This window comes from Streptomyces sp. NPDC048825, from assembly GCF_043198355.1.
Lineage (GTDB): Bacteria > Actinomycetota > Actinomycetes > Streptomycetales > Streptomycetaceae > Streptomyces > Streptomyces xiangluensis.
The window spans coordinates 39,917-64,521 of record NZ_JBICUR010000001.1 but is presented as its reverse complement, the minus strand read 5'-3'; the positions used below and the strand labels follow the sequence as shown (position 1 = coordinate 64,521).

20 protein-coding genes and 2 pseudogenes are annotated in these 24,605 nt (G+C 68.3%); 10 read left to right on the top strand and 12 right to left on the bottom strand.

Annotated features, from left to right (window positions below; all coding sequences use genetic code 11):
• The first annotated feature begins 13 nt into the window (after window positions 1-13).
• Window positions 14-741, top strand: a pseudogene (locus ACGFNK_RS00260) (class I SAM-dependent methyltransferase).
• A 29-nt stretch (window positions 742-770) separates the two neighbouring features.
• On the opposite strand, the gene ACGFNK_RS00255 reads toward ACGFNK_RS00260, so the two are convergent.
• Window positions 771-1,676: a LysR family transcriptional regulator gene (locus ACGFNK_RS00255; protein WP_393410362.1), complete on the bottom strand. Its 906-nt coding sequence runs from the start codon at window positions 1,674-1,676 to the stop codon at window positions 771-773.
• A gap of 117 nt (window positions 1,677-1,793) precedes the next feature.
• Here ACGFNK_RS00255 and ACGFNK_RS00250 point away from each other — a divergent pair, with 117 nt between their 5' ends.
• Complete coding sequence (locus tag ACGFNK_RS00250) at window positions 1,794-2,033, top strand: hypothetical protein (protein WP_393410359.1); 240 nt, start codon at window positions 1,794-1,796, stop codon at window positions 2,031-2,033.
• Window positions 2,034-2,071: 38 nt separating this feature from the next.
• Window positions 2,072-2,211: pseudogene (locus ACGFNK_RS00245) on the top strand (RICIN domain-containing protein); the annotation flags it as partial.
• A 186-nt stretch (window positions 2,212-2,397) separates the two neighbouring features.
• Here ACGFNK_RS00245 and ACGFNK_RS00240 read toward each other — a convergent pair.
• From ACGFNK_RS00240 to ACGFNK_RS00205, 8 genes are all read right to left on the bottom strand, one after another.
• Window positions 2,398-4,041: a pyridoxal phosphate-dependent aminotransferase gene (locus tag ACGFNK_RS00240; RefSeq protein ID WP_393410356.1), complete on the bottom strand. Its 1,644-nt coding sequence runs from the start codon at window positions 4,039-4,041 to the stop codon at window positions 2,398-2,400.
• Window positions 4,042-4,164: 123 nt separating this feature from the next.
• A complete protein-coding gene (locus ACGFNK_RS00235; RefSeq protein ID WP_393410354.1) occupies window positions 4,165-5,211 on the bottom strand; it encodes an aldose epimerase family protein in 1,047 nt (348 codons plus the stop codon).
• A gap of 75 nt (window positions 5,212-5,286) precedes the next feature.
• The gene (gene mmsB, locus ACGFNK_RS00230) at window positions 5,287-6,531 is read right to left on the bottom strand and encodes a multiple monosaccharide ABC transporter permease (RefSeq protein WP_352371735.1); all 1,245 of its coding nucleotides are present in this window, start codon (window positions 6,529-6,531) and stop codon (window positions 5,287-5,289) included.
• Between the two features lie 5 nt (window positions 6,532-6,536).
• Window positions 6,537-8,078 (bottom strand): multiple monosaccharide ABC transporter ATP-binding protein, encoded by a 1,542-nt coding sequence (gene mmsA / locus ACGFNK_RS00225; RefSeq protein WP_393410351.1) that lies wholly within the window; start codon window positions 8,076-8,078, stop codon window positions 6,537-6,539.
• Between the two features lie 32 nt (window positions 8,079-8,110).
• Window positions 8,111-9,220 carry a multiple monosaccharide ABC transporter substrate-binding protein gene (gene chvE, locus ACGFNK_RS00220; protein WP_393410349.1) on the bottom strand — a complete coding sequence of 370 codons (1,110 nt, stop codon included), beginning with the start codon at window positions 9,218-9,220 and terminating at the stop codon, window positions 8,111-8,113.
• 99 nt (window positions 9,221-9,319) lie between these two features.
• Window positions 9,320-10,288, bottom strand: coding sequence for a hypothetical protein (locus ACGFNK_RS00215; protein WP_393410346.1), 969 nt, complete (start codon window positions 10,286-10,288; stop codon window positions 9,320-9,322).
• Window positions 10,289-10,410: 122 nt separating this feature from the next.
• Window positions 10,411-11,418, bottom strand: a complete 1,008-nt coding sequence (locus ACGFNK_RS00210; RefSeq protein ID WP_388672384.1) for a zinc-binding dehydrogenase — start codon at window positions 11,416-11,418, stop codon at window positions 10,411-10,413.
• Window positions 11,415-12,572 (bottom strand): mandelate racemase/muconate lactonizing enzyme family protein, encoded by a 1,158-nt coding sequence (locus ACGFNK_RS00205; protein WP_386348251.1) that lies wholly within the window; start codon window positions 12,570-12,572, stop codon window positions 11,415-11,417. Before ACGFNK_RS00205 ends, ACGFNK_RS00210 begins: the two co-directional genes overlap by 4 nt.
• A gap of 263 nt (window positions 12,573-12,835) precedes the next feature.
• Here ACGFNK_RS00205 and ACGFNK_RS00200 point away from each other — a divergent pair, with 263 nt between their 5' ends.
• On the top strand, window positions 12,836-13,555 hold the full coding sequence (locus ACGFNK_RS00200) for a hypothetical protein (RefSeq protein WP_393410344.1): 720 nt from the start codon (window positions 12,836-12,838) through the stop codon (window positions 13,553-13,555).
• 122 nt (window positions 13,556-13,677) lie between these two features.
• On the opposite strand, the gene katG is transcribed toward ACGFNK_RS00200, so the two are convergent.
• The 3 genes from katG to ACGFNK_RS00185 form a co-directional block, all read right to left on the bottom strand.
• Window positions 13,678-15,897, bottom strand: coding sequence for a catalase/peroxidase HPI (katG, locus tag ACGFNK_RS00195; RefSeq protein WP_393410341.1), 2,220 nt, complete (start codon window positions 15,895-15,897; stop codon window positions 13,678-13,680).
• Between the two features lie 20 nt (window positions 15,898-15,917).
• Entirely contained in the window at window positions 15,918-16,370 is a 453-nt protein-coding gene (locus ACGFNK_RS00190; RefSeq protein WP_393410339.1) for a Fur family transcriptional regulator, read from the bottom strand.
• A gap of 222 nt (window positions 16,371-16,592) precedes the next feature.
• Window positions 16,593-17,033 carry a MarR family winged helix-turn-helix transcriptional regulator gene (locus tag ACGFNK_RS00185; RefSeq protein WP_386348239.1) on the bottom strand — a complete coding sequence of 147 codons (441 nt, stop codon included), beginning with the start codon at window positions 17,031-17,033 and terminating at the stop codon, window positions 16,593-16,595.
• A gap of 87 nt (window positions 17,034-17,120) precedes the next feature.
• On the opposite strand from ACGFNK_RS00185, the gene ACGFNK_RS00180 reads away from it, so the two are divergent.
• The 6 genes from ACGFNK_RS00180 to yjfF all read left to right on the top strand — a co-directional run bounded on the left by ACGFNK_RS00180 (window position 17,121) and on the right by yjfF (window position 24,539).
• The gene (locus ACGFNK_RS00180; protein ID WP_393410336.1) at window positions 17,121-18,119 is read left to right on the top strand and encodes an NADP-dependent oxidoreductase; all 999 of its coding nucleotides are present in this window, start codon (window positions 17,121-17,123) and stop codon (window positions 18,117-18,119) included.
• A 419-nt stretch (window positions 18,120-18,538) separates the two neighbouring features.
• Window positions 18,539-19,603, top strand: a complete 1,065-nt coding sequence (locus ACGFNK_RS00175) for a LacI family DNA-binding transcriptional regulator (protein WP_393410333.1) — start codon at window positions 18,539-18,541, stop codon at window positions 19,601-19,603.
• 141 nt (window positions 19,604-19,744) lie between these two features.
• Complete coding sequence (locus ACGFNK_RS00170) at window positions 19,745-20,755, top strand: ABC transporter substrate-binding protein (RefSeq protein ID WP_393410330.1); 1,011 nt, start codon at window positions 19,745-19,747, stop codon at window positions 20,753-20,755.
• 108 nt (window positions 20,756-20,863) lie between these two features.
• Window positions 20,864-22,402 carry a sugar ABC transporter ATP-binding protein gene (locus ACGFNK_RS00165; RefSeq protein WP_393410327.1) on the top strand — a complete coding sequence of 513 codons (1,539 nt, stop codon included), beginning with the start codon at window positions 20,864-20,866 and terminating at the stop codon, window positions 22,400-22,402.
• Entirely contained in the window at window positions 22,399-23,511 is a 1,113-nt protein-coding gene (locus ACGFNK_RS00160; protein ID WP_393410325.1) for an ABC transporter permease, read from the top strand. Before ACGFNK_RS00165 ends, ACGFNK_RS00160 begins: the two co-directional genes overlap by 4 nt.
• A complete protein-coding gene (yjfF, locus tag ACGFNK_RS00155; protein ID WP_393410323.1) occupies window positions 23,511-24,539 on the top strand; it encodes a galactofuranose ABC transporter, permease protein YjfF in 1,029 nt (342 codons plus the stop codon). The genes ACGFNK_RS00160 and yjfF overlap by 1 nt, the downstream gene beginning before the upstream one ends.
• The last annotated feature ends 66 nt before the right edge of the window (window positions 24,540-24,605 follow it).

Genomic DNA, 24,605 nt, shown 5'->3' with positions numbered 1-24,605 from the left:
TACGTTCGGTCGCATGGCTGACGAGTTGTTCGGGCATCCGCGGCTGGCCTCGATCTACGATGCCGTCGATTCCGATCGCCGCGATCTCGATGCGTACGTGCGTGTGGTGGAGGAGTTCGGGGCGCGCAGGGTGCTGGATGTCGGTTGTGGGACGGGCGTGTTCGCGCTTCGGCTGGCCGATCGTGGGATCGAGGTTGTCGGTGTTGATCCTGCCGCCGCGTCCCTCGATGTGGCCCGGGCCAAGCCGGGCGGCGACCGGGTGCGCTGGATTCATGGCGATGCAACAGCGCTTCCGCCGCTGCAAGTTGACCTCGCGACCATGACGGGCAACGCCGCCCAGGCCATCGTCGACCCGCGGGTCTGGCAGGAGACCCTGCGAGGAGTCCATGATGCGCTGCGGCCGGGCGGGCGTTTCGTGTTCGAGACCCGGGATCCCGCGAACGCGCCTGGGAGGCGTGGAACCGGGAGGCCACGTACCGCGTCACGGAGATTCCGGGCGTCGGCGCGGTCGAGACATGGCTGGACCTGATCGACGTCAGTGCGCCGCTGGTGACGTTCCGCGGGACTTATGTCTTCGCTGCGGACGGGCAGGTACTGACGTCGGACTCGACGCTTCGATTCCGTGAACGGGAGGAGGTCGAGGCGGAGTTGGCCACACAGGGGTACGTCGTGGAGGACGTGCGCGATGCACCCGATCGGCCAGGCCTGGAGTTCGTCTTCCTCGCGCTGCGCCCGGGCTAGAGCGATACGGGCGTATGGACGGTACGGGCTTACGCCACCGCCGTAGGCGCCAGTTCGTGTAGTTCGCGCAACGCTGCCGCCACGGCTGGGCGGTCGTGGCCGGAGGCGCGGGTGCACGTGAGGAGTTTGCGGTGCGGGTCGCCGGAGCAGCGGACTCGGGTGATCGGCAAGTGCGGCGTGAGGTGGGCCAGGCGGGGGATCAGGGCTACGCCCAGGCCGTGGGCCACCAGATGGGCCGTGACGTTCCAGTCCAGGGCGTGGTGGACGATGTCGGGGGTGAAGCCGGCCGCGCCGCAGGCGGAGAGGACGTGGGGGCGGCAGGGGCTGTCCGGGACGGGGGCGATCCAGGCCTCGTGCGCGGCTTCCGTGAGGTCGACGCGGTCTCGCCCGGCCAGGCGGTGCCCCTTCGGGACGACCAGGTCGAACGGGTCGTCCAGGAGGGGCTGTTGGTCGAAGCGGGTGTCACTGAGCGGCGGGTTGCGGGGGGTCGCCTCGACGACCGCCAAGTCGATCTCGCCCTCGAAGAGCAGGTCGAAGCTCGCCGGTACCTCCAACTCCTGGATCTGGACGGCGAGGCGTGGGTGGCGTTCGCGCAGATGCGCGGCCATCGGGGCGAGCAGGATCGAGATGGCAACCGGGAAGCCGCTCACCCGTAGCAGCCCGGCGGGCTCGCTGTGGTCGGCCCGCAGGTCGAGCTCCGCGCGCTCCCAACGGGCCTGGATGGCGTCGGCGTGTGTGAGCAGGCTCCGGGCCGCCGGAGTGAGCCGTATGCCACGGCCCTGCGGTTCCAGCAGGTCGACGCCCAGGTCGCGGGCGAGCTGCCGGATCTGCTGCGAGGCGGCGGACGGGGTGAAGTGCAGGGCGCGGGCGGCGGCGGTGACCGTTCCGTAGTGGTCGACCGCCCTCAGGACGTGCAGTCGGCGCAGGTCAATCATGAAGCCCACGCTTCACGGTGAGGTCCAGGAAGTCAACCTGGACGTACACAAAGGCACCGGTACACCCTGGCTGTGTCGCGACGGTCAGCCCAGCCGTCTCATCACAAGGAGTCCGAGATGACCAGCACAGCCCACGGCAGGACCGGCGGCGCATGCCCGCACTGCGGATGGCCGGACCACGCCGAGCCCTTCCAGGTGGTGTCCCGGCACACCACCGCGGCGGGCGTCACGGTGTGGACCCGCTGTGGCTGCGGATCGCTCCAGGTGCGCGTCGTGGACGCCACCGGCCTGCGCGTCGTCTCGCGCAGCCGCCCCGCCGATCCCGCTGTGACGTCAAGCCGCCTGTGCGACAGGTGAGCAGGTAGGGGTTCGAACGCGATTCGACGACCGGCAGGCTGAACAACACCTGCCGGCGGTTCCGGTTCCACGCCACGAGCGGCGGCTACGTACGGATCGTCAACCAGGCCACCGGCAAGGTCGCCGACGTCGCCGACTGCTCCACCCCGACGGAGGGGACGTACGGCAGTGGGCCTGACTGAACAACAACTGCCGGCAGTGGTAGCCCAGGCCCGCCTGAGCGATCCCACCACGGTGGGAGCCGTGGCCGGGAGGACATGGGACCCGCTGGCGAAGGTCCTGGGCGACGCGGCCCGATCCTCCCGGCCGGCGAAGGCCTCGTGCGGGAAAGCGAGGCCTCCGGGCAACCGGTCCGGCTCGTCGGTCAGCCGACCCGGTTGTTTGCGGGGGCGTCCGGCCAGGGCGTGCCGCGTGACGCGGCGGCGGCCGGCCAGCGCGTGGGCTGCGGCATCGGCTGCGGACCGGGCTGGGCGACCGGCGTCAGGCCGGGCTGTTGCTGCTGGGGCTGGCCCACGGGGGTCAGCCACGGTTCCTGCTGGGGCTGGCCTGCGGCCACCGGGCTTAGCCCCTGCTGCTGGCCCGCGCCCACCGGGCTCAGACCGGCCTGCTGCTGGGCCTGAGCCATGGCGGTCATGGGCTGCTGCTGAGGCTGCTGGCCCAGCTGACCTTGCTGGCCCTGACCCATGGCGCCCACAGCGGTCAGTAGTCCCTGCTGCTGCCGCCCCTGGGCCACCGGTGCCAGCTGCGGTTGCGGTTGCTGCTGCTGGCCCTGCCCCTGGGCCGCGGCGGCGAGGCCCTGCATGCCCGAGCCGTTGGTGGAGCTGACGAGCCGGTCCACGGCCGCCGTACCCGAGCTGTAGTTGTTGTTTCCGCCCAGCTCGGGCACGGCGGCTCCCCTCCTGGACCCGTAGAGCACCGACTCCAGGCCGGACACCAGGCGACGCACATCCACCTGAGGCCGGACCACGAGCCGCAGGAAGCGACTGGACGAGCCGATCTTGTTGCCGCACTCGCGGACCAGGATCCGGTGCTCGGTGAGCAGCCGATCCCGGACCACGGTGCCCTCGGCGCCCACGGGGAGGCGCACGAAGAGGAAGTTGCCCTGGGACGGATACACCGTCAGGCCGGGCAGTTGGGACAGCTGGCGAGCCATGTCCAGGCGGTCACGGCGGACCTGGTGCAGGCTCTCCATGTACTCGGCGCCATGGTCCCGGAGCATGAACACCACGGTCTCGGCGAAGGAGTTGAGGTTCCACTTGGGCAGCATCGAGCGGATCTGGCCGGCCAGGGAGGGGTTGGCGACCATGTAGCCGAAGCGGATGCCGTGCAGGCCGAAGTTCTTGCCGAGGCTGCGCAGCACGATCACGTTGGGGCGCATCACCGCGTCCTCGACGACGCTCGGCTCGGCCTCCGCGTCGGCGAACTCCAGGAACGACTCGTCGATGACGATCAGGTCCAGATCGGCGAGGGCGTCGCAGAAGGCGTTGATCGTCTGGCGGGGCAGAAAGCCGCCGTCGGGGTTGTTCGGATTGCAGATGACGGCGACCCGGCTGCCCCGGGAGCGGATGAACTGGATGTACTGCGCCGGGTCGAGCGCGAAGCCGTTGCTCTCCTGGAGCGGGAACATGTCGACACGCTTGCCGGTCTCCATCGGCTGGTCGGTCCAGCGGCCGAAGGTGGGGACGGGGATGGCCAGGGACTCGCGCACCAGCAAGTGGTCGATCCAGGTGATCAGTTCGGTCGATCCGTTGCCCATCGCGACGCACTGCGGGGGCAGTTGGAGCAGATTGCACAGCTCACCGGTGATGGTGTCGGCGCTGCTCGGGTAGAACGTGATGATGTCGCGCAGCCGGTGCGTCAGCTCCTCGAACATCGCCGGCGTCGGGAAGTACGGATTGCACGGGATGCAGAAGTCCAGCGGACCCGACTCCCCGCTCTCTCGTGCCAGCGCGGCCATTGACGGGCTGTGCGCGCCGGTGCGGAATAGCGAGGTGACGTTGTCGGCCATGGACCCTCCGTCCGTGGGGGCGGCCCGCGCGGACATATGCGGGCCGCTCCCTTGTACGGACGAAGGTGCGTCGGTGTTCAACTCATGGGAAACGTGGGGGGATTTGATTCTCCCCAGCATGTTTCAGCGGCCGAACGAGTGGACAGTCGCCGAGCGGTACGTCTGGCCTGGCCGGAGGGTGGTGGACGGGAACTCCGGCTTGTTCGGCGAGTCCGGGAAGTGCTGGGTCTCCAGGCACAGCGCGTCGCCCTGGCGGTAGATGGTGCCGCCGGTGCCGACGAGCGTCCCGTCGAGGAAGTTCCCGGAGTAGAACTGCAGGCCCGGCTCGGTCGTCGATATCTCCAGGGTGCGGCCGGAGTGCGGGTCGCGCAGCCTCGCGATGCGCTCGGGCTTCGCCGTGACGCCCTTGTCCAGGACCCAGTTGTGGTCGAAGCCCTTGGCGTACAGGAGCTGTTGGTGAGCCTCGCGGAGGTTCTCGCCGACGGTCTTCGTACGGCGGAAGTCGAAGGGGGTGCCCGCGACCTCGGCCGGCTCGCCGGTGGGGATCAGGCCCGGGTCGACCGGCGTGTAGCGGGACGCGGCGATGTCCAGCTCGTGGTCGTGGACCGAGCCGTTGCCCTCGCCCGCCAGGTTCCAGTACACGTGGCTGGTGAGGTTGACGACCGTGGTCCTGTCGGTGGTGGCCTCGTAGTCGATGCGCCAGTCGCCCTGCCGGGTGAGGGTGTACGTGACCTTCGTCCTCAGCGTGCCGGGGTAGCCCATCTCGCCGTCGACGCTGGTGTGGTGGAGTACGAGGCCCATGTCGGAGCCGGCGGTGAAGGGCTCGACGTCCCAGACACGCTTGTCGAAGCCCGTCGCTCCGCCGTGCAGGCTGTTCTCGTCGTCGTTGACGTCGAGTTGGTACGTCTGGCCGTCCAGCGTGAATCTGCCCTTGGCCAGGCGGTTTCCGTACCGGCCGATCAGCGCGCCGAAGTACGGGCTGGAGGCGACGTAGTCCTCGATGGCGGCGAAGCCGAGGGACACGTTCGCGTAATGGCCGTGCCGGTCGGGGATCTCCAGGGACTGGACGATCCCGCCGTACGACAGGACCTTCAGTCGCGTGCCGCCGTTCTCCAGCGACCAGCGGTGGATCTCCGTCCCGTCGGCGAGCCTGCCGAAGAGCTCCTTCACGGGCTTCCTGCCTCCTGTGGCCGTGGGCGGACATGGGTACGGGGGCCCTTGCGGGCCCCCGTACGGAAAGGAAACTTACGAACCGACCTTGCGCTTGTTCCACACGTCGAAGCCGACCGCCGCGAGCAGCACCAGGCCCTTGATGACCTGCTGCCAGTCGCTGCCGACACCGACGAGGTTCATGCCGTTGTTCAGCACGCCGAGGACGAGACCACCGATGATCGCGCCGAGGACCGTGCCGACGCCGCCGCTCATCGACGCGCCGCCGATGAAGGACGCGGCGATCGCCTCGAGCTCGAAGTTCACACCGGCCTTGGGCGAGGCCGCGTTGAAGCGGGCCGCAAAGACCAGACCGGCCAGCGCCGCGAGCATGCCCATGTTGAGGAAGACCAGGAAGGTGACCTTCTTGTCCCGCACACCGGACAGCTTCGCCGCCGGCAGGTTGCCGCCGATCGCGTACACGTGGCGGCCGATGACGGCGTTGCGCATGACGTAGCCGAAGCCGACGACGAGGACGCCGAGGATGAGCAGCACCACCGGGGCGCCCTTGTAGCTGGCGAGCATCATCGTGACCGTGAGGACGGCGGCGACGAGCGCCACGATCTTCAGCAGGAAGAGCTTGGTGGGCGGCACGTCGAGCGCGAACTCCTGCTGCCGCCTGCGGTCACGGACCTCCTGCAGCACCACGAACGCGATCACGGCGAAGCCGAGGAGCAGGGTGAGGTTGTGGTAGTTGGTGTCCGGTCCGACCTCGGGAAGGAAGCCGTTGGAGACGTCCTGCAGACCCTTGGGGAACGGGCCGATCGTCTGGCCTTCGAGGAAGATCTCCGTCAGACCGCGGAAGAGCAGCATTCCCGCGAGGGTGACGATGAAGGATGGTATGCCGAGATAGGCGATGAAGAACCCTTGCAGGGCACCGGCGGCGGCGCCCAGGAGCAGGCACAGCACCACGGCCAGCGGCCAGGCCACGTCCTGATTGACCATCAGTACGGCACCGACCGCGCCCACGAAGGCGGTGAGTGAGCCGACCGACAGGTCGATGTGGCCCGCGATGATGACGAGCATCATGCCGATCGCGAGGATCAGGATGTAGCTGTTCTGCAGCACCAGGTTGGAGACGTTGCGCGGCAGCAGCAGGTCGCCGTCCGTCCACACCGCGAACAGCACCACGATCAGGCCGAGAGCGATCAGCATGCCGTACTGCCGCATGTTGCGGCGCATGCCGTCCATCATCAGCTGCAGCAGGCCGTCGCCCCCGGTCGAGCCGCCCTTGCCGGCGGGCGCCGGGGTCGGGGACTTGGCGGTCACGTTCGTGCTCATCCGTCTTACCTCTTGTCCTTCGTCATCTGGCGCATCAGCACTTCCTGCGTGGCCTCGGCCCGCGGGACCTCACCGGTCAGCTTTCCGGCGGCCATCGTGTAGATGCGGTCGCACATTCCGAGCAGTTCCGGCAGCTCGGAGGAGATGAAGACGACCGCCTTGCCCTCGGCGGCCAGTTTGTCGATGACCGTGTAGATCTCGAACTTGGCGCCCACGTCGATGCCGCGGGTCGGCTCGTCCAGAATCAGCACGTCCGGACCGGCGAAGATCCACTTGCTGAGGACGACCTTCTGCTGGTTGCCGCCGGACAGCTTGCCCACCGGCTCGAAGACGGTCGGCGCCTTGATGTTCATCGACTTGCGGAAGCCCTCGGCGACCTGCCGCTCGTCGTGCTCGTCGACGACACCGCGCTTGGCGACCTTGCCGAGGGCGCTGAGCGAGATGTTCCGGTTGATGGTGTCGATGAGGTTGAGGCCGTAGTGCTTGCGGTCCTCGGTGACGTACGCGATCCCGTGCTTGACCGCCTCGGGCACGGTCTTCGTACGGATCTCCTTGCCGTCCTTGAGGACGGTGCCGCCCGCGTACCGGCCGTAGGTGCGCCCGAAGACGCTCATCGCGAGCTCGGTGCGCCCGGCGCCCATGAGCCCCGCGATGCCCACGATCTCCCCGCGGCGCACCTGGATCGACACGTCGTCGACCACCTTGCGCTGCTGGTCGATCGGGTGGTGGACGGTCCAGTTGCGGATCTCCAGGGCCGGAGCCGCGCCCACCTCCGTGTCGTGCGGGGTGCGCTCCGGGAAGCGGTGGTCGAGGTCGCGCCCGACCATGCCGTTGATGATCCGGTCCTCGGTGGTCTCCGGCGCCTTCACGTCGAGCGTCTCGATGGAGCGCCCGTCGCGCAGGATCGTCACCGAGTCCGCGACGCTCTCGATCTCGTTGAGCTTGTGCGAAATGATGATCGAGGTGATGCCCTGCTCCTTCAGCCCCAGGATGAGCTGGAGGAGCTTGCCGGAGTCCTCGTCGTTCAGAGCCGCCGTCGGCTCGTCGAGGATCAGCAGCTTCACCTTCTTCGACAGCGCCTTCGCGATCTCGACGAGCTGCTGCTTGCCCACGCCGATGTCGGCGACCCGGGTGTCCGGGTGTTCGTCGAGCCCGACCCTGCGCAGCAGTTCGGTCGCGTGCTTCAGCGTCTCGCTCCAGCTGATGAACCCGCGCGTGGCGTGCTCGTTGCCGAGGAAGATGTTCTCCGCGATGGAGAGATACGGCACCAGCGCGAGCTCCTGGTGGATGATCACAATGCCGTGCTGCTCGCTCGCCCGGATGTCCTTGAACGAGCAGGCCTCTCCCTCGAAGAGGATCTCGCCCTCGTAGCTGCCGTGCGGATGGACGCCGGAGAGGACCTTCATGAGGGTCGACTTTCCGGCGCCGTTCTCACCGCAGATGGCGTGGACCTCGCCCGGCCGGACGCTCAGGGAGACGTCCGAGAGCGCCTTGACGCCCGGAAAGGTCTTGACGATCGAGCGCATTTCCAGGACGGGTCCCGCCATGGTCGTGCCTTCCAATCCCTAGGGGGCGGCGGTCAGTTGACGTCGCTGGCCTTGACGTAGCCGGAGTCGATGACGACCTTCTGGTAGTTGGTCTTGTCGACGCTCACCGGGGTCAGCAGGAACGCGGGCACGACCTTCGTGCCGTTGTTGTACGACTTGGTGTCGTTGATCTCGGGCTTCTTGTCGTTGAGTACCGAGTCGACCATGTTCGCGGCGACCTTCGCGAGCTCACGGGTGTCCTTGAAGACGGTCGCCGTCTGCTCGCCCGCCTTGATCGACTTCAGCGAGGCGACCTCGGCGTCCTGTCCGGTGACGACCGGCATCGGCTTGCTCTTGCCGTAGTCGTCCGACTTCAGCGCCGACAGGATGCCGATGGAGATGCCGTCGTACGGCGAGAGCACCGCGTCGACCTTGTCCTTCCTGTAGGCCGCGGTCAGGAGCTCCTCCATGCGCTTCTGGGCGGTGCCACCGTCCCAGCGCAGCGTGGTGACCTGGGTCAGCTTCGTCTGTCCCGACTTGACCACGAGCTGCTTCTTGTCGATGTAGGGCTGGAGGACCTTCATCGCGCCGTTGAAGAAGTACTGGGTGTTGTTGTCGTCGTTCGAACCCGCGAAGAGCTCGACGTTGAACGGGCCCTTCTTGGAGCCGTCCTTCAGACCGAGCTTCTCGACGATCTGGGTGCCCTGCAGCTCGCCGACCTTCTCGTTGTCGAACGACGCGTAGTAGTCGACGTTCGGCGAGTTGAGGATCAGGCGGTCGTAGGAGATCACCGGGATGTCGGCGTCCTTGGCCTGCTGGAGAACGTTGTCCAGCGACTTGTTGTCGATCGCGGCGATGATCAGCGCGGAGACACCCTGCGTGATCATGTTCTCGATCTGCGAGACCTGGGTGTCGGGGTCGTCCTCACCGAAGGCCAGCTTGGTCTTGTAGCCGGCCGCCTTGAGGTTCTTCTCCACGTTGGCGCCGTCGGCGATCCAGCGCTCGGAGGACTTGGTGGGCATGGCGATCCCCACCGTGGAGCCCTTGGCGTCGCCCTTGGTGTCCTCGCTGCCACCCTCGCTGCTCTGGCCGCAGGCGGAGAGGGTGAGGGCGAGGGAGGAGGCTGCGGCTATGACGGCGAGGGCACTTCTGCGGTTGCGCATGATCATTATCCTTGAGGTGTGAGGGTGCGCCGGATCTGACGAGGCTGTCGGATTGTGTGCGGCTGCGTGAGCTTTTGTGAAGAGGGTTTGTCCGGAACGTTATGAGGGAATTTCGAATCGGTTCAGTTTGCCGGGCAGCCTCGAGCCCAGCGGCGCCATGTCGCCGTCCGCTCCGTGCCGCGCGAGCAGGTCGAGAGCCAGCCGTCCGCGCCGCACCCGCTCCTTGGCCGTGCTCAGCGTCAGGTCCCGCATGTGAGAACCGTACGGGTAGATTCCGGGGGCCTTGGACAGGCCGAACTTCAGGTAGAGCGGTGCGCCGCGCCGGATCAGTTCGGCGACCTCGTACATCCGCACATAGCCGCCGAGATCGTCCGGGGCCTCGATGTACATGTCCATGGGGGCCGCGCTGACCCGGCGGATCTCCGTGAGATGGTCCAGGGTCAGATCGCTGGGCACGTTGATCGAGTCCCCGCCGAGCTGCTCGTACACGGCGTACGCGGCCGGGTTGACCGGGCCGATCAGCGCGGAGACCTTGAGCGTCGTGTCGGCCGGGATGATGCCGGCGGCACGTGCCCGGTGCAACGTCCACAGCACGCCCTCGTCAGCCACAAGGAGGCACTTTACGCCCAACTCTGTTGCGCGGACGGCGTCTTCGACGCATCCGGCCACCGCATCCTGACCGCGGGCGCGCAGGCCGGCGCCACGGGAGTCGGTACGGGTCGAGCCGCCGATGTCCCAGGTGCCGCGCGGGCCCGTGAAGAGACAGAGCTCGATGTCGCGCTCGGCGGTGGCCTCGACCATCTCGGTGATCTCGGCGTCGGTCAGCATCCAGATGCCGCTGCCCTGGCTGATCCGGTGGATCGGGACATCGAGGCGCGAGGACTCCTTGAGGACCACGGCCAGTGCCTCGGGCCCCTCGCACGAGGGGACCTCGGTGCGCCAGCGGCCGCCTCCGGGGAAGGTGTGCGGTGAGGCGTCGGCGGGATCGGGGGCGGGCGTACCCAGGCCGAGCGCGGCGAGCGCCGGCTCACCGGGTCGTCGGGCTGCAGTGGCGGAAGGGTCGGTCACAAGCTGTCCTTCGCGTTCGAAGTTTCGGACATGGTTCGTGTCGGTTGGGAGCACGCCGGTACGGAGCGTCAGGGTCTCCGTACCGGCGTGCGGCTCGTGGGGCGGTGCGGGCGCCACGTGGACTATGGCTTGATCAGCACCTTGCCGACCTTCGGATCGCCGGAGCCGACGAGCTCGATGGCGTGCGCGAACTCCTCCAGCGGCAGCTCGTGGGTGACCAGGGGCAGCGGGTTGAGCAGACCGGCACCGAACACCCGCACCGTGTGCGACCAGGCCTCCGGAGGCGCCCCGAACACGGTGTGCACCTCCAGCTGCCGTACGACGAGATCGGTGGGGTCGAGTCCGTCGGCACCCGGAGCCGGGATACCGGTCAGGACGAGCCGTCCGCCTCGTCTGAGCAGAGCGGCGGCGGTGCGCGCCGCGTCCGCGGACCCGGCTGTCTCGATGACGACGTCGAAGTCGTCGGGGAGCTGCTCGTCCTTCGTACGGAAGTCCGTGGCGCCGAAGTCCTTGGAGAGGGTCGCGCGGTCCGGGCGGGTGCCGACCACGAGCAGCTCGGCCGGGGAGCCGGCCTTCAGGAACTGCACGGCGAACATCCCGAGCGTCCCGGTGCCGACGACGGCCACCTTCTCGCCCGGCAGGGCGTTCGCCTTGAGCGCGGCGGCGGCGATGCAGGCGGCCGGCTCCAGCAGGGCGGCGGCGGTCAGGTCGGCGTCGTCGGAGAGGACGTGGAGCAGCCGTGCCGGGAGCGTCAGCGTGGCCGCCATCGCGCCCGGCTGTGTGAAGCCCGTCTCCTCGTACCCGGCGGAGCACAGGGTCGTCTCGCCCGCGTGGCAGCGGTCGCAGACCTGGCAGTTGCGGAAGCCCTCGCCCACGACCTTGCGGCCGACGAGCGACGCCGGAACCCCGGAGCCGACCGCCTCGACCGTCCCGGACCACTCGTGACCGGGCGTGAGCGGATAACGGACGTACCCCTCTGGCCTGTTGCCCTGGTACACCTCACGGTCACTGCCGCAGATGCCGCTCGCATGGACCCGTACGAGGGCCTCCCCGGCGCCCGGAGCGACCGGCTCGTGCGGCGCCAGCCGGTGCTCGCCCGGCGCCTCGATGACGACCGCGGTGCTGCTCACTGCGACCCCTTCGGCTTGCGCTGCTCCCAGCCGTCCGCCCACAGGTCGAAGCGGGCCTGCTGCTGCGGGAACTCGGCCGCGGCGTCCGTGTCCAGCTCGACGCCGAGGCCGGGGGCGTCGGAGAGGTGGAAGTACCCGTCCACGACCTGGGGCGCGCCCTTGACGACCTTCTTGATCTCCGCGTCCGCGAAGTCGTTGAAGTGCTCGAGGATCTTGAAGTTCGGGGAGCTGAAGCCGACTTGGAGGGAGGCGGCGGTCAGGACCGGGCCACCTACGTTGTGCGGGGCGACGAGCATGTAGTGGGTCTCGGCGGTCGCGGCGAGCTTCCGCGTCTCCCAGATGCCGCCGATGTGGCCGACGTCGGGCTGGATGATGTCCACGGCCTGGCTCTCGAAGAGCTCGCGGAACTCGATGCGGTCGTGGATGCGCTCACCGGTCGCGACCGGCATGTCGACCTTCGCCGCCACCTTCTCCAGCGCCTTGAGGTTCTCCGGCGGAACCGGCTCCTCCAGCCAGGCCGGCTTGAAGGGCGCGAGCTCCTTGGCGAGCCGCACGGCGGTGGCGGGGGAGAAGCGGCCGTGCATCTCCAGCATCAGCTCGGAGTCGGGCCCGATCGCGTCCCGTACGGCCTCGATGAGCGAGACGGAGTAGAGGGTCGCCTCGTGGTCCAGCTCGAAGTGGCCGGTGCCGAAGGGGTCGATCTTGAGGGCCTTGTAGCCGCGCGCCATGACCTCCTGCGCGGCCTTGTGGTATGCCTCCGGGGTCCGCTCCGTGGTGTACCAGCCGTTGGCGTACGCCTTGACCTTGTCGGTGACCTTGCCGCCGAGCAGCTGCCAGACGGGGACGCCGAGGGCCTTGCCCTTGATGTCCCAGCAGGCCATCTCGATCACCGCGATACCGGACATCACGATCTCGCCCGCGCGGCCGTAGTCGCCGTACTTCATGCGCTTGACGAGGTCCTCGACAGCGAACGGGTCCGAGCCGAGAATGTGGTTGGCCTCTGCCTCGTGCAGATAACCGAGCAGCGCGTCGGTATGGCCCAGCATGCGGGTCTCACCGACTCCGGTGAGCCCTTCGTCGGTGTGCACCTGGACGTAGGTCAGGTTCCGCCACGGCGTCCCTACCACGTGCGTGCTGATTCCAGTGATGCGCACTGCAGATGCTCCCTGTACTCGGCGGCTCTGTTCGATATTTCGTCACACGTTCGAAATGCTGTCGCGACAGTAAGGATCCGGCGGTCGGAGTGTCAATGGGTCGAGCGGTCGAACACATAACGGTTTTGACGCGAAGGAGGTGGGATGGCGGGGAATGGTGTGGGCTGTCCTCGCTCCGGCATGCCTGAACAGGCCACTCCGTACACAACTTTCACAGCTGCCCCTAGGAACGTTACCCGTCCGGAACCTAGTCTTCCGGCGTCATGGACTACTGCCACCCGTGCCAACGGCACCTCAACGGCGCCCTCGCCTGCCCTGGGTGCGGCACACCGGCCGAAGCCTGCCGGGCGTACGCCGAGTCGCTGGCCGCTCCACACGCGCGGGAGGAGGCGGGTGACGGCGCGGACGACGACGGATACGACGACTCCGATCCCGACGGGTCCGAGGAGTCCTCGGCTGCCGCTGGACGCCGGTCCCGGAGCCGGTCCCGTCGTGGGGTGCCGGGCACCCGGCGGGACAGACGGGCCGCGCTGCACCGGCGTCGCCGGCAGCGGGCCCTGCTGATCGGGGCGGGGCTGCTGCTCGCCGCGGGCGGGCTGAGTCTGGCGGAGCTGGGCAGGGAGTCGCCGTCGGCGGAACCGAACACCGCCAGGGACGACGAGGGCTCGGGTTCGGGGACGTCGAAGGACGGGTCGTCGGGCTCGTCGGAGGGCGGGGCGGCGGGCTCCGCCGTGACGGACACGCGGTCGCCGGAAGCGTCGCCCTCTCCTTCGCCTTCGAAGAAGCCGGAGGGCAAGGACGCGGACAAGACCAAGAAGCCCTCGCCCACGCAGACGTCTGAGGACCCCACGCCTGAGGCCCCGGCCCCGACCACCGCCCCGTCGGACCCCGACACACCGGATCCCCGCCCGACGACGAGGCCTCCGTCCCCGGAGCCGACGCCTTCGGAGACGTGCAGGCAGGTCTTGTTCTGGTGCTCGTAGCTTCGCGCGCCGGTCCTGCCCGTCCTGCCGGCCGGAACTGAGAAGTCCGGGCCGGCCCCAGCGGGCCGGCCCGGACTTCGTACTCAGGTCGTACTCGGAATGACCGGAGCGATGAGCCGAGATCAGACCACGTCGAACCGGTCCAGGTTCATGACCTTGTCCCACGCCTCGACGAAGTCCTTCACGAACTTCGCCTTCGCGTCATCGCTCGCGTAGACCTCGGCGAGCGCCCGCAGCTCGGAGTTCGAGCCGAAGACGAGGTCGGCACGGGTGCCCGTCCACTTGACCTCGCCGGTGGCGGCATCGCGCCCCTCGAACGTGGTCTGGTCGGCGGACGTCGACTTCCAGGTCGTACCCAGGTCGAGCAGGTTGACGAAGAAGTCGTTCGTCAGCTTGCCGGGCGTCTCTGTGAGCACGCCGAGCTGCGACTGCTGCTGGTTCGCGCCCAGGACACGCAGGCCACCGACGAGGGCCGTCATCTCGGGAGCGCTCAGGGTGAGCAGGTTCGCCCTGTCGAGCAGCAGGTACTCGGCCGGCAGGCGGTTGCCCTTGCCCTGGTAGTTGCGGAAGCCGTCGGCGAAGGGCTCCAGCGCGGCGAAGGACTCCGCGTCGGTGTGCTCCTCCGTCGCGTCGACACGACCCGGGGTGAAGGGCACCTCGATGTCGTGGCCCGCGTCCTTGGCGGCCTTCTCCACGGCCGCCGAGCCGCCGAGCACGATCAGGTCGGCCAGGGAGACCTTCTTGGAGCCGGAGCTGTTGAACTCCTGCTGGATGCCCTCGAGGGTGCGCAGGACCGTCGCGAGCTGGTCGGGGTCGTTGGCCTCCCAGCTGCGCTGCGGCTCCAGGCGGATGCGCGCGCCGTTGGCGCCGCCGCGCTTGTCGCTGCCGCGGAACGTCGAGGCCGACGCCCACGCGGTGCTGACCAGCTGCGAGACGGTCAGGCCCGAGTCGAGGAGCTTGGCCTTGAGGGACGCGATGTCAGCGGCGTCGATGGCCTCACCCTCCGCCTCCGGCAGCGGGTCCTGCCAGATCAGGGTCTCCTCCGGGACCTCCGGGCCGAGGTACAGCGACTTCGGGCCCATGTCGCGGTGGGTCAGCTTGTACCAGGCGCGGGCGAAGGCGTCCGCGAACTGGTCGGGGTTCTCGTAGAAGCGGCGCGAGATCGGCTCGTAGATCGGGTCGAAGCGCAGCGACAGGTCGGTGGTGAGCATCGTCGGAAGCTTCGTCTTCGACGGGTCGTGCGCGTCGGGGATGATCGCCTCGGCGTTCTTCGCCACCCACTGGTTCGCGCCGGCCGGGCTCTGGGTGAGCTCGTACTCGTACTCGAAGAGGTTCTTGAAGAAGTTGTTGCTCCACTGCGTGGGCGTCTCCGTCCACGTCACCTCCAGGCCGGAGGTGATGGCGTCGCCGCCCTTGCCGGTGCCGTGGGTGCTCTTCCAGCCCAGGCCCATCTCCTCCATGGAGGCGGCCTCGGGGTCGTTGCCGACGGCGTCCGCCGGGCCCGCACCGTGGGTCTTGCCGAAGGTGTGACCGCCCGCGATCAGGGCGACCGTCTCCTCGTCGTTCATCGCCATGCGGCGGAACGTCTCCCGGATGTCGCGGGCCGCGGCGATCGGGTCCGGGTTGCCGTTCGGGCCCTCCGGGTTGACGTAGATGAGGCCCATCTGGACGGCGCCGAGGGGGTTCTCCAGCTCGCGGTCACCGCTGTAGCGCTGGTCGTCGAGCCAGGTGGTCTCGGGGCCCCAGTACACGTCCTCCTCGGGCTCCCAGACGTCCTCACGGCCGCCTGCGAAGCCGAAGGTCTCGAAGCCCATCTGCTCCAGGGCGACGTTGCCGGTGAGGATCATGAGGTCGGCCCAGGAGATGTTCTGGCCGTACTTCTTCTTGACCGGCCACAGCAGACGGCGCGCCTTGTCCAGGTTGCCGTTGTCCGGCCAGCTGTTGAGCGGGGCGAAGCGCTGCTGCCCGGCCCCGGCGCCGCCGCGGCCGTCGCTGATGCGGTAGGTGCCGGCGCTGTGCCAGGCCATACGGATCATCAGCGGGCCGTAGTTGCCGAAGTCGGCGGGCCACCAGTCCTGCGAGGTGCTGAGCACCTCGGCGATGTCCTGTTTCACCGCCGCCAGGTCGAGGTTCTTGAACGCCTCGGCGTAGTCGAACTCCTCGCCCAGCGGGTTGGCCACGGCGGGGTTCTTGGCAAGGATCTTCAGGTTGAGCCGCTCAGGCCACCACTGGCGGTTGCCGCCACCCTGCGTCGGGTGCAGGGCACGCCCGTGCGCGACCGGGCAGCCGCCCGCGCCCTCCGCCTTGGGATCGGTGACGATTGCGTCGGGGTTCTCGGCCATGGGGGAATCCTTCCGAACTACTAGTGATCACGGTGCTCAGGTACCGCGGGGGTGGAACAGTCGGGGCACAGGCCCCAGTAGATGACCTCGGCCTCGTCGATGGCGAAGCCGCGGTCGTCGGATGCGGCAAGGCAGGGGGCGTGGCCGACCGCGCAGTCGACGTCGGCGAGGACGCCGCACGACCGGCACACGAGGTGGTGATGGTTGTCCCCGACACGCCCCTCGAACCGGGCCGGGCTGCCGGGCGGTTCGATACGGCGTACGAGGCCCGCCGCGACGAGCGCGTGCAGGCCCTCGTACACGGCCTGCAGGGAGACCTGGCCCACACGCTCGCGCACCCCGGAGGCGATCGCCTCGACTCCGAGGTGGTCACCGCGGCGGACAGTCTCCAGCAAAGCGACACGGCCGGCCGTCACCCGCAGGCCGACACCGCGCAGCTCAGCGGCGGTGGTCGCAGGCTGGGAGGTGGTCATGCGCCCAACCTACCCCTACAAACACGAATGGTTCAAGAAAAAGAATGGTTCTAATTTTGGGGCGTGTCGGACGGTGCTCTCAGGTGCGTCACGGTTCGGGCGGCGCGCCCTAAAGAGGTGCGAGCTGTGACATATGCGGCTCCGCCGCGTGCGCGCGACCAGCCGCGACAGACCCGCAGCCGCCCGCGGCCTCAACTCCCCACCCCCGTAGGCGCCCCGGCCTCAGGACGGAGTCCCAAGCATCCGCAGCAGCAGGTCCCGCAAAGCCAACCGCTCATCCCGCGACAACTCGGCCAGCGGCTCGCGCGCGAAGTGCAGCGAGTCACGAAGTCCCCGGGCGACCCGTCGCCCCTCATCCGTCACCGCCGCCAGCTTCACGCGCCGGTCACCCGGATCGGGCCGCCGCTCGACCAGCCCGCGCGACTCCAGCCGGTCCACTATCCCGGTCACGTTCGACGGCTCGCACTTGAGCTTCTGTGCCAGCCGCCGCATGGGCAGCGGCTCCAGCGAGAGCAGGCTCAGCAAGCGCGCCTGCGCGCCCGTCAGCGCATGCTCGGCGGCAGCGTCGTCGTACTCCTCGTGGTAGCGGGCCACCACCGTGCCGATGAGGTCGACGACCTCGAGGGTGAGGGCATCGGGGCGGGTCTTCTGGGGAGCTGCCATGGACTCCAGCGTACCCCCATTACTTGACAACCTGAAATATTCGGGAGCATGCTTGTTTCAGGTACTGAAGTAAATGGAAAGGCTCTCATGATCAACCGCGAATGGCACCTTCTCAGCCGCCCCGTCGGCTGGCCCAAGCCCGAGGATTTCGCCCTCGTCGAGACCGAGGTCGAGCAGCCGGGCCCGGGCCAGGTGCTGGTACGCAACCAGTACCTGAGCGTGGACCCGTACATGCGCGGCCGTATGAGCGACGCGAAGTCGTACGTCGCGCCCTTCGAGCTCGGCAAGGCCATGCAGGGCGGCGCCGTCGGCGAGGTCATCGCCTCCAACGCCGAGGGCTTCGCGGTGGGCGACCACGTCCTGCACTGGCTCGGCTGGCGCGAGTACTCCCTGGTGAACGCCCCTCAGGCCGTCAAGGTCGACCCGGAGCTCGCCCCCCCGTCCGCCTACCTCGGTGTCCTCGGCATGACCGGACTCACCGCGTACGCCGGCCTGCTGCGCACCGCCTCCTTCAAGGAGGGCGACTCCGTCTTCGTGTCGGGCGCGGCCGGTGCCGTCGGCAGCCAGGTGGGACAGATCGCCAAGCTCAAGGGCGCTTCGCGCGTCATCGGGTCCGCCGGGTCCGACGAGAAGGTCAGGCTGCTCGTCGAGGAGTACGGCTTCGACGCCGCCTTCAACTACAAGAACGGCCAGGTGAGCAAGCAGCTGCGCGAGGCCGCTCCCGATGGTGTCGACATCTACTTCGACAATGTGGGCGGGGATCACCTGGAGGCGGCCATCGGCTCCCTCAACCGGGACGGCCGGATCGCCGTCTGCGGCATGATCTCCGTCTACAACAACACCGAGCCCGCCCCCGGCCCGAGGAACCTTGCCCGCCTCATCCAGACCCGCGGCCGCATCGAGGGCTTCCTGGTCGGCGACCACTACGACCTGCAGCCCCAGTTCGTCCAGGAAGTCGGCCCCTGGGTCCGCTCCGGGGAGCTCAAGTACCGCGAGACCGTCGTCGAGGGCATCGAGAACAACCTGGAGGCGTTCCTCGGCGTCCTGCGCGGCGATAACACCGGGAAGATGATCGTCAAGCTCTGACTGACTGCCTCCTGGGCCGACAGGCGAGAGGTCGCACCCGCCGGCAAGGGTGCGGCCTCTTCGGTGTGTACGGCTTCTCGTGCGTGCGGCGAGCGTCGTCGAGCCGTCGGCGGACGGCGTTAACAACGTTGTCCAAGTCCCGTGCACGCCAAGGGAGTTGCGACCCACATCGATATACGGCCATGAGGAACCGCACGTCAATACCTCGTGGCCGGGGCTTTCGTCTCGGAGGGGCTCCGCCGCCGCAGTCGGCCGCCGCCTCAACCCCCACCGTTTGCCGTGTTATTCAACCGTGACGCCTTCTCCTTGCAGCCCTCTTGACCGCCATGGATTGTTAGCGCTCACAATGACGTCCGCATCAACCGGTCGGCGTTCGTCGTCGGCCAACGGTGTTCAACGGCATCCAAGGAGGTGTGGCCGTGACACAAGCACAGCTTCGGCCGCCCACCATGGCGGATGTCGCACGACTGGCAGGGGTGTCACACCAGACCGTGTCCCGCGTGCTGGGGGATCACCCCAATGTGCGGGACGAGACCCGGGCCAAGGTGCTGCGCGCGATCGACGAGATGGGCTACCGCCGTAACTTCTCGGCACGGGCACTGGCGACCCGGCGCACCCGGACCCTGGGTGTGGTCGCCTCCAACACCACGCTCTACGGGCCGGCCAGCACGTTGTTCGCGCTGGAGGAAGCGGCTCGCGCCGAGGGGTACCTCGTCTCGACGGTCAGTCTGCGCAGGCTGACGGTGGAGACGCTGTCCGAGGCCCTGGACCGCCTCAGCGAGGGCGGGGTGGAAGGCGTCATCGCCATCGCCCCGCAGCGGTCGGCGGTCGAGGCCCTCGCCGAACTCCGCTACCCCTTCCCGGTGGTGGCGGTGGGCACCGGGTCCGGCGCGGAGGTCCCCAGCGTCAATGTGGACCAGCAGCTGGGCGCGCGGCTGGCCACCGGTCATCTGCTGGCCGCCGGCCACCGCAGGGTCTGGCATCTCGCCGGGCCCGAGGACTGGCAGGAGGCGGCGGACCGGACCGCCGGCTGGCGGGCGACCCTCGACGAGGCGGGCGTCGAACCGCCGCTGCCGCTGAGGGGTGACTGGAGTCCGCTGTCGGGCTACCGTGCCGGCCAGGAACTGGCCGGCTGGGTGGGCCGGGGGCTGACCGCCGTCTTCGTCGCCAACGACCAGATGGCACTGGGGGTGTTGCGGGCCTTGCGTGAGGCGGGTGTGAGAACCCCCCAGGACGTGGCGGTGGTCGGCTTCGACGACATCCCGGAGTCGGAGTTCTTCGCACCTCCGCTCACCACCGTCCGGCAGGACTTCTCGACTGTGGGCGAGCGGAGCATCGCCCTGCTCCTCGACCTCATGGAGGGCCGGACCCCTTCCGGGACAGCCCGGATCGCCATCGAACCCCAACTCGTCGTCCGCGCCAGTACTTTTCCGTACGGCCCTCAATCTCCGTACGCCTCCCAACCGGAGGGCCCTCCCGACTGACGCGGTCGCAACCGGTCGCCCTGCACGCACCAGCGTGACCGGTATTTCGAACAATGATCGACAGGCTGGACGTAGTGTGGCCGGCCGTTCCACCGAGTACCAGCGAGTCCCTCGCCGGGCCGGCACTTCAAAGGAGAAGACATGCTCAACAGAAGGAACTTCCTCACCGCGGCGGTCGGCGTGGCGGCCGCGGGCGGCCTGGCGGCCTGCGCCAAGGAGGACGAGAGCTCCTCGAGCTCCTCCGACGGCGGCAGCGGCGGCAAGAAGCTCACCCTCGGCTTCTCCCAGGTCGGCTCGGAGAGCGGCTGGCGCTCCGCCAACACCGACTCGGTGAAGAGCGCGGCCAAGGAGGCGGGCTACACGCTCAAGTTCTCCGACGCGCAGCAGAAGCAGGAGAACCAGATCTCCGCGATCCGCAGCTTCATCGCCCAGAAGGTGGACGTCATAGCCTTCTCGCCGGTGGTCGTCACCGGCTGGGACGCGGTGCTCAAGGAGGCCAAGGCCAAGAAGATCCCGGTGGTCCTCACCGACCGCTCCGTCGACACCTCCGACCCTTCCCTGTTCGTGACCCTGGTCGGCTCCGACTTCACGGACGAGGGCCGGCGCGCGGCCAAGATCCTGGAGAAGGTCCTCGAGAAGGCCGGCCACAAGGGCCCCGTGAAGATCGCTCAGCTGGAGGGCACCACCGGTGCCGCCCCCGCGATCGAGCGTGCCAAGGGCTTCAAGGAGGTCATGGACGCGGACCACAAGGACGACTGGAAGATCGTCGTCAGCCAGACCGGTGACTTCACCCGCGCCGGCGGCAAGCAGGTCATGGCGGCCTTCCTGCAGTCCAACCCGGACATCGACGTGCTGTTCGCGCACAACGACGACATGGGCATCGGCGCCATCCAGGCCATCGAGGCGGCCGGCAAGAAGCCCGGCAAGGACATCCTGATCGTCACGGTCGACGGCGTGAAGGACGGCTTCGTCGCGATGTCCGAGGGCAAGATCAACGCCATCGTCGAGTGCAACCCGCTGCTCGGCCCTCAGCTGATGGAGGTCGTGCAGAAGGTCAAGGACGGCGAGACGGTCGAGCGCTGGATCAAGACCAAGGAGAGCGACTTCATGCAGGACCAGGCCAAGGAAGCGCTCCCGACCCGCAAGTACTGACCGACCGCACCCACCGGCAGGGAGCCTCCGCCCGACCGAGCCCTCCGTCCAGAGGGCCGGCCAGGGGGCTCCCTGCGGGCCTGAACGAAATTCATGAGGAGCGCTGCCATGGCAGAGCCGCAGCCCGTCCTGGAGATGACGGGCATAGTCAAAGAGTTTCCGGGGGTACGGGCTCTGTCGGGTGTCGACTTCCGGCTCTTCCCCGGCGAGATCCACGCCCTGATGGGCGAGAACGGAGCTGGGAAATCCACCCTCATCAAGGTGCTGACCGGCGTCTACTCGCTGGACGGCGGCACGATCACCCTCGACGGGCAGCCCGTTCAGATCGACAGCCCGCTGCAGGCGCAGCAGGCCGGCATCAGTACGGTCTACCAGGAGGTGAACCTCTGCCCCAACCTGTCGGTGGCGGAGAACATCTTCATCGGACGTGAACCCACCCGCGCGGGCCGCATCCAGTGGAAGCGCATGCGCAAGGAGGCGGCGGAGCTGGTCGACCGGCTCGGCCTCGACATCGACGTCACCGCGCCCCTGTCCTCGTACCCGCTGGCCGTGCAGCAACTGGTCGCGATCGTACGGTCGGTGGGCACCGGCGACAGCGACGGCGAGGGTTCCGGCACCAAGGTGCTGGTCCTGGACGAGCCGACCTCCAGCCTCGACCGCGACGAAGTCCTCGAACTGTTCCGCCTGATGCGGCAGTTGAGGGACGAAGGCGTCGCGATCCTCTTCGTCTCCCACTTCCTCGACCAGATCTACGAGATCTGCGACCGGATGACCGTTCTGCGCAACGGCGCTCTCGTCGGCGAACACATGGTGAGCGATCTCGACCAGGTCGGACTGATCCAGCTCATGATCGGCAAAGCCCTGGGCCAGCTCGAGGGCCTCCACGAGCACCAGCTGCGCTCCGAAGTCGGTGAGACGCTGGTCCAGGCGGACGGCCTCGGCAGGACGGGTGGCATCGCCCCCTTCGACCTGGAGATCAAGAAGGGCGAGGTCCTCGGACTCGCCGGCCTGCTCGGCTCGGGCCGCACCGAACTCGCCCGGCTTCTGTTCGGCGCCGACCAGCCCGACAGCGGCAAGGTGTCCATCGGCGGCAAGCAGGTCTCGATGAGCGCCCCGAACGACGCGATCGGCGCGGGTGTCGCCTTCTGCTCCGAGAACCGCAAGAGCGAGGGCCTCGTACCCGATCTGACGGTGCGCGAGAACATCATCCTCGCCCTCCAGGCGGCCCGCGGCTGGACCCGGCCCATCCCCGCCTCCCAGCGTGACGAACTCGTCGCCAAGTACATCAAGGCGCTGGACATCCGCCCCGCCAACCCGGAGGCCCGCGTCGGCCTGCTCAGCGGCGGCAACCAGCAGAAGGTACTGCTCGCCCGCTGGCTGATCACCCAGCCGAAGCTGCTGATTCTCGACGAACCGACGCGCGGCATCGACGTCGGAGCGAAGGCGGAGATCCAGAAGCTCGTCGTCTCACTCTCCGAAGAGGGCATGTCCGTGCTGTACATCGCGGCCGAGCTGGAGGAGGTACTCCGGCTCAGTCACACCATCGGAGTCCTCCGCGATCGCCGGCTGGTCGCGCAGATCGCCAACGGGCCCGAGATCACTCCCAGCCGGATCCTGGAGACCATCGCGAGCGGAGAGCACCAGTGACCACCACCCCTCGATGGCGAGCGCTGACGCACCACCACCTGTTCTGGCCGGTGGTGGTCCTGGTCGTGCTGCTGCTCGTCAACGTTCCCTTTACGCCTGACTTCTTCTCGATCCGCATGACGAACGGCCACCTCCACGGCAGCCTCGTCTCGATCGTGCTGTTCGGCTCGCCCCTCATCCTGGTGGCGGTCGGCATGACCCTGGTCATCGCCACCGGCGGCATCGACCTCTCCGTCGGCGCCGTGGTCGCGATCACCGGGGCCCTGACCTGTTCGTACATCAGCGACCAGTCCGATCAGAGCGCCCTGTCCGGGGTGTTCCTCGCCATGGGCATCGGACTGCTGGCCGCGGTCGTCTGCGGACTGTGGAACGGCTTCCTGGTCGCCAGGATGGGCATCCAGCCGATCATCGCCACGCTGATCATCATGGTCGCCGGACGCGGGGTCGCCCAGCTGGTCACCGACGGCCAGATCATCACCATCAACAGCGAGCCGTACAAGCTCATCGGCGGCGGCTACTGGCTGACGCTGCCCTTCTCCATCTTCGTGGTGGCCGTGGTCGTGGCCGTCACCGTGGCGCTGACCCGCCGCACGGCGCTCGGTCTGCTCGTCGAGTCGGTCGGCGGCAACGCGGAGGCCAGCCGCCTGGTGGGCATCCGCTCCCGGCGTATCAAGATCATGGTGTATGTGTTCTGCGCCCTGTGCGCGGGCATCGCGGGCCTGATGATCAGCTCCAACACCTCGGCCGCGGACGGCAACAACGCCGGCCTGTGGATCGAGCTCGACGCGATCCTCGCCGTGGTGATCGGCGGCACCTCTCTGCTGGGCGGCCGGTTCTCCATCGGCGGCACGGTGATCGGCGCCCTCGTCATCCAGACCCTGACCACCACGATCTACACCATCGGCGTGCCGACCCAGACCAACCTGGTCTTCAAGGCCGCCGTCGTCATCGTCGTCTGCCTGCTGCAGTCCCCGAAGTTCCGCGCCAAGGTCCTCGGCGGCAGGTTCGGAAACAAGCCCGGCGCGAAGGGCGGCACCGGTCAGCCCGCCGTGGCACCGGCGCAGACCGCCAAGGCGACCGAGGCCGCTCCCAAGATGGAGGTGTCGTGATGAGCACGACCACGACCACCAAGCGCCCCCCGGCCCCGGACAGCCGTACTCCGTCCAAGGCAGCGCAGCTGCTCGGCGACCGGCGGCTGCCCGTCCTGGTGACGGCCGGTCTCTTCCTGGCGATGTACGTGGCGGGCCTGAGCCGGTACCAGAACTACGGGTTCGGCGAACCACAGGTCTTCATGAACCTGTTCATCGACAACGGTTATCTGCTGGTCGCCGCCGTCGGAGTCACCTTCGTCATCCTGTCCGGCGGCATCGACCTGTCCGTGGGCTCCGTGATCGGCTTCACGACCATGTTCACGGCATGGCTGGTGGAACGTCAGGGCCTGCCGATCCTGGTCGTCATCCCCATGGCGCTGGCCGTGGGCGCCTTCGGTGGCTTCCTGATGGGCTATGTGATCCACAACTTCGAGATCCAGCCCTTCATCGTGACCCTGGCCGGTCTCTTCCTCTTCCGGGGCCTGTGCCTGGTCATCAGCAAGGAGTCGATCTCCATCGGCGACTCTTCGGTGAGCAGCATGGCCGGGGCGCAGGTGTCGCTGGGGGCGGGCTTCCTCTCGATCGGTGCGATCGTCTCGCTGGTCGTCCTCGCCGTGGCGTTCTACGTCCTGCACTACACGCGCTTCGGACGCCGGGTGTACGCCGTCGGCGGCAACGAACAGTCGGCCCTGCTGATGGGCCTTCCGCAGGGCGGCACGAAGATCGCCGTCTACACGATCAGCGGCTTCTGCTCGGCGCTCGCCGGACTGCTGTTCACCCTTTACATCCAGTCCGGTGACCCGCTGCACGCCACGGGCATGGAACTCGACGCGATCGCCGCGGTCGTCATCGGCGGCACGCTGCTCACGGGCGGCTCCGGCTATGTGATCGGCACCCTGTTCGGCGTGCTGGTACTGGGCCTGATCAAGAGCATCATCCAGTTCGAGGGCACGCTCAGCTCCTGGTGGACGAAAATCGCCACCGGTGTGCTGCTGTGCGCCTTCATCCTGATCCAGCGGGCGATGACGGCTCGTAAGAAGACCTGACCGGACGTAGGCTCCGGTCAACGAACGGCGCAGGCGAGGGAGTCCCCTCCTCGGAGGGGACTCCCT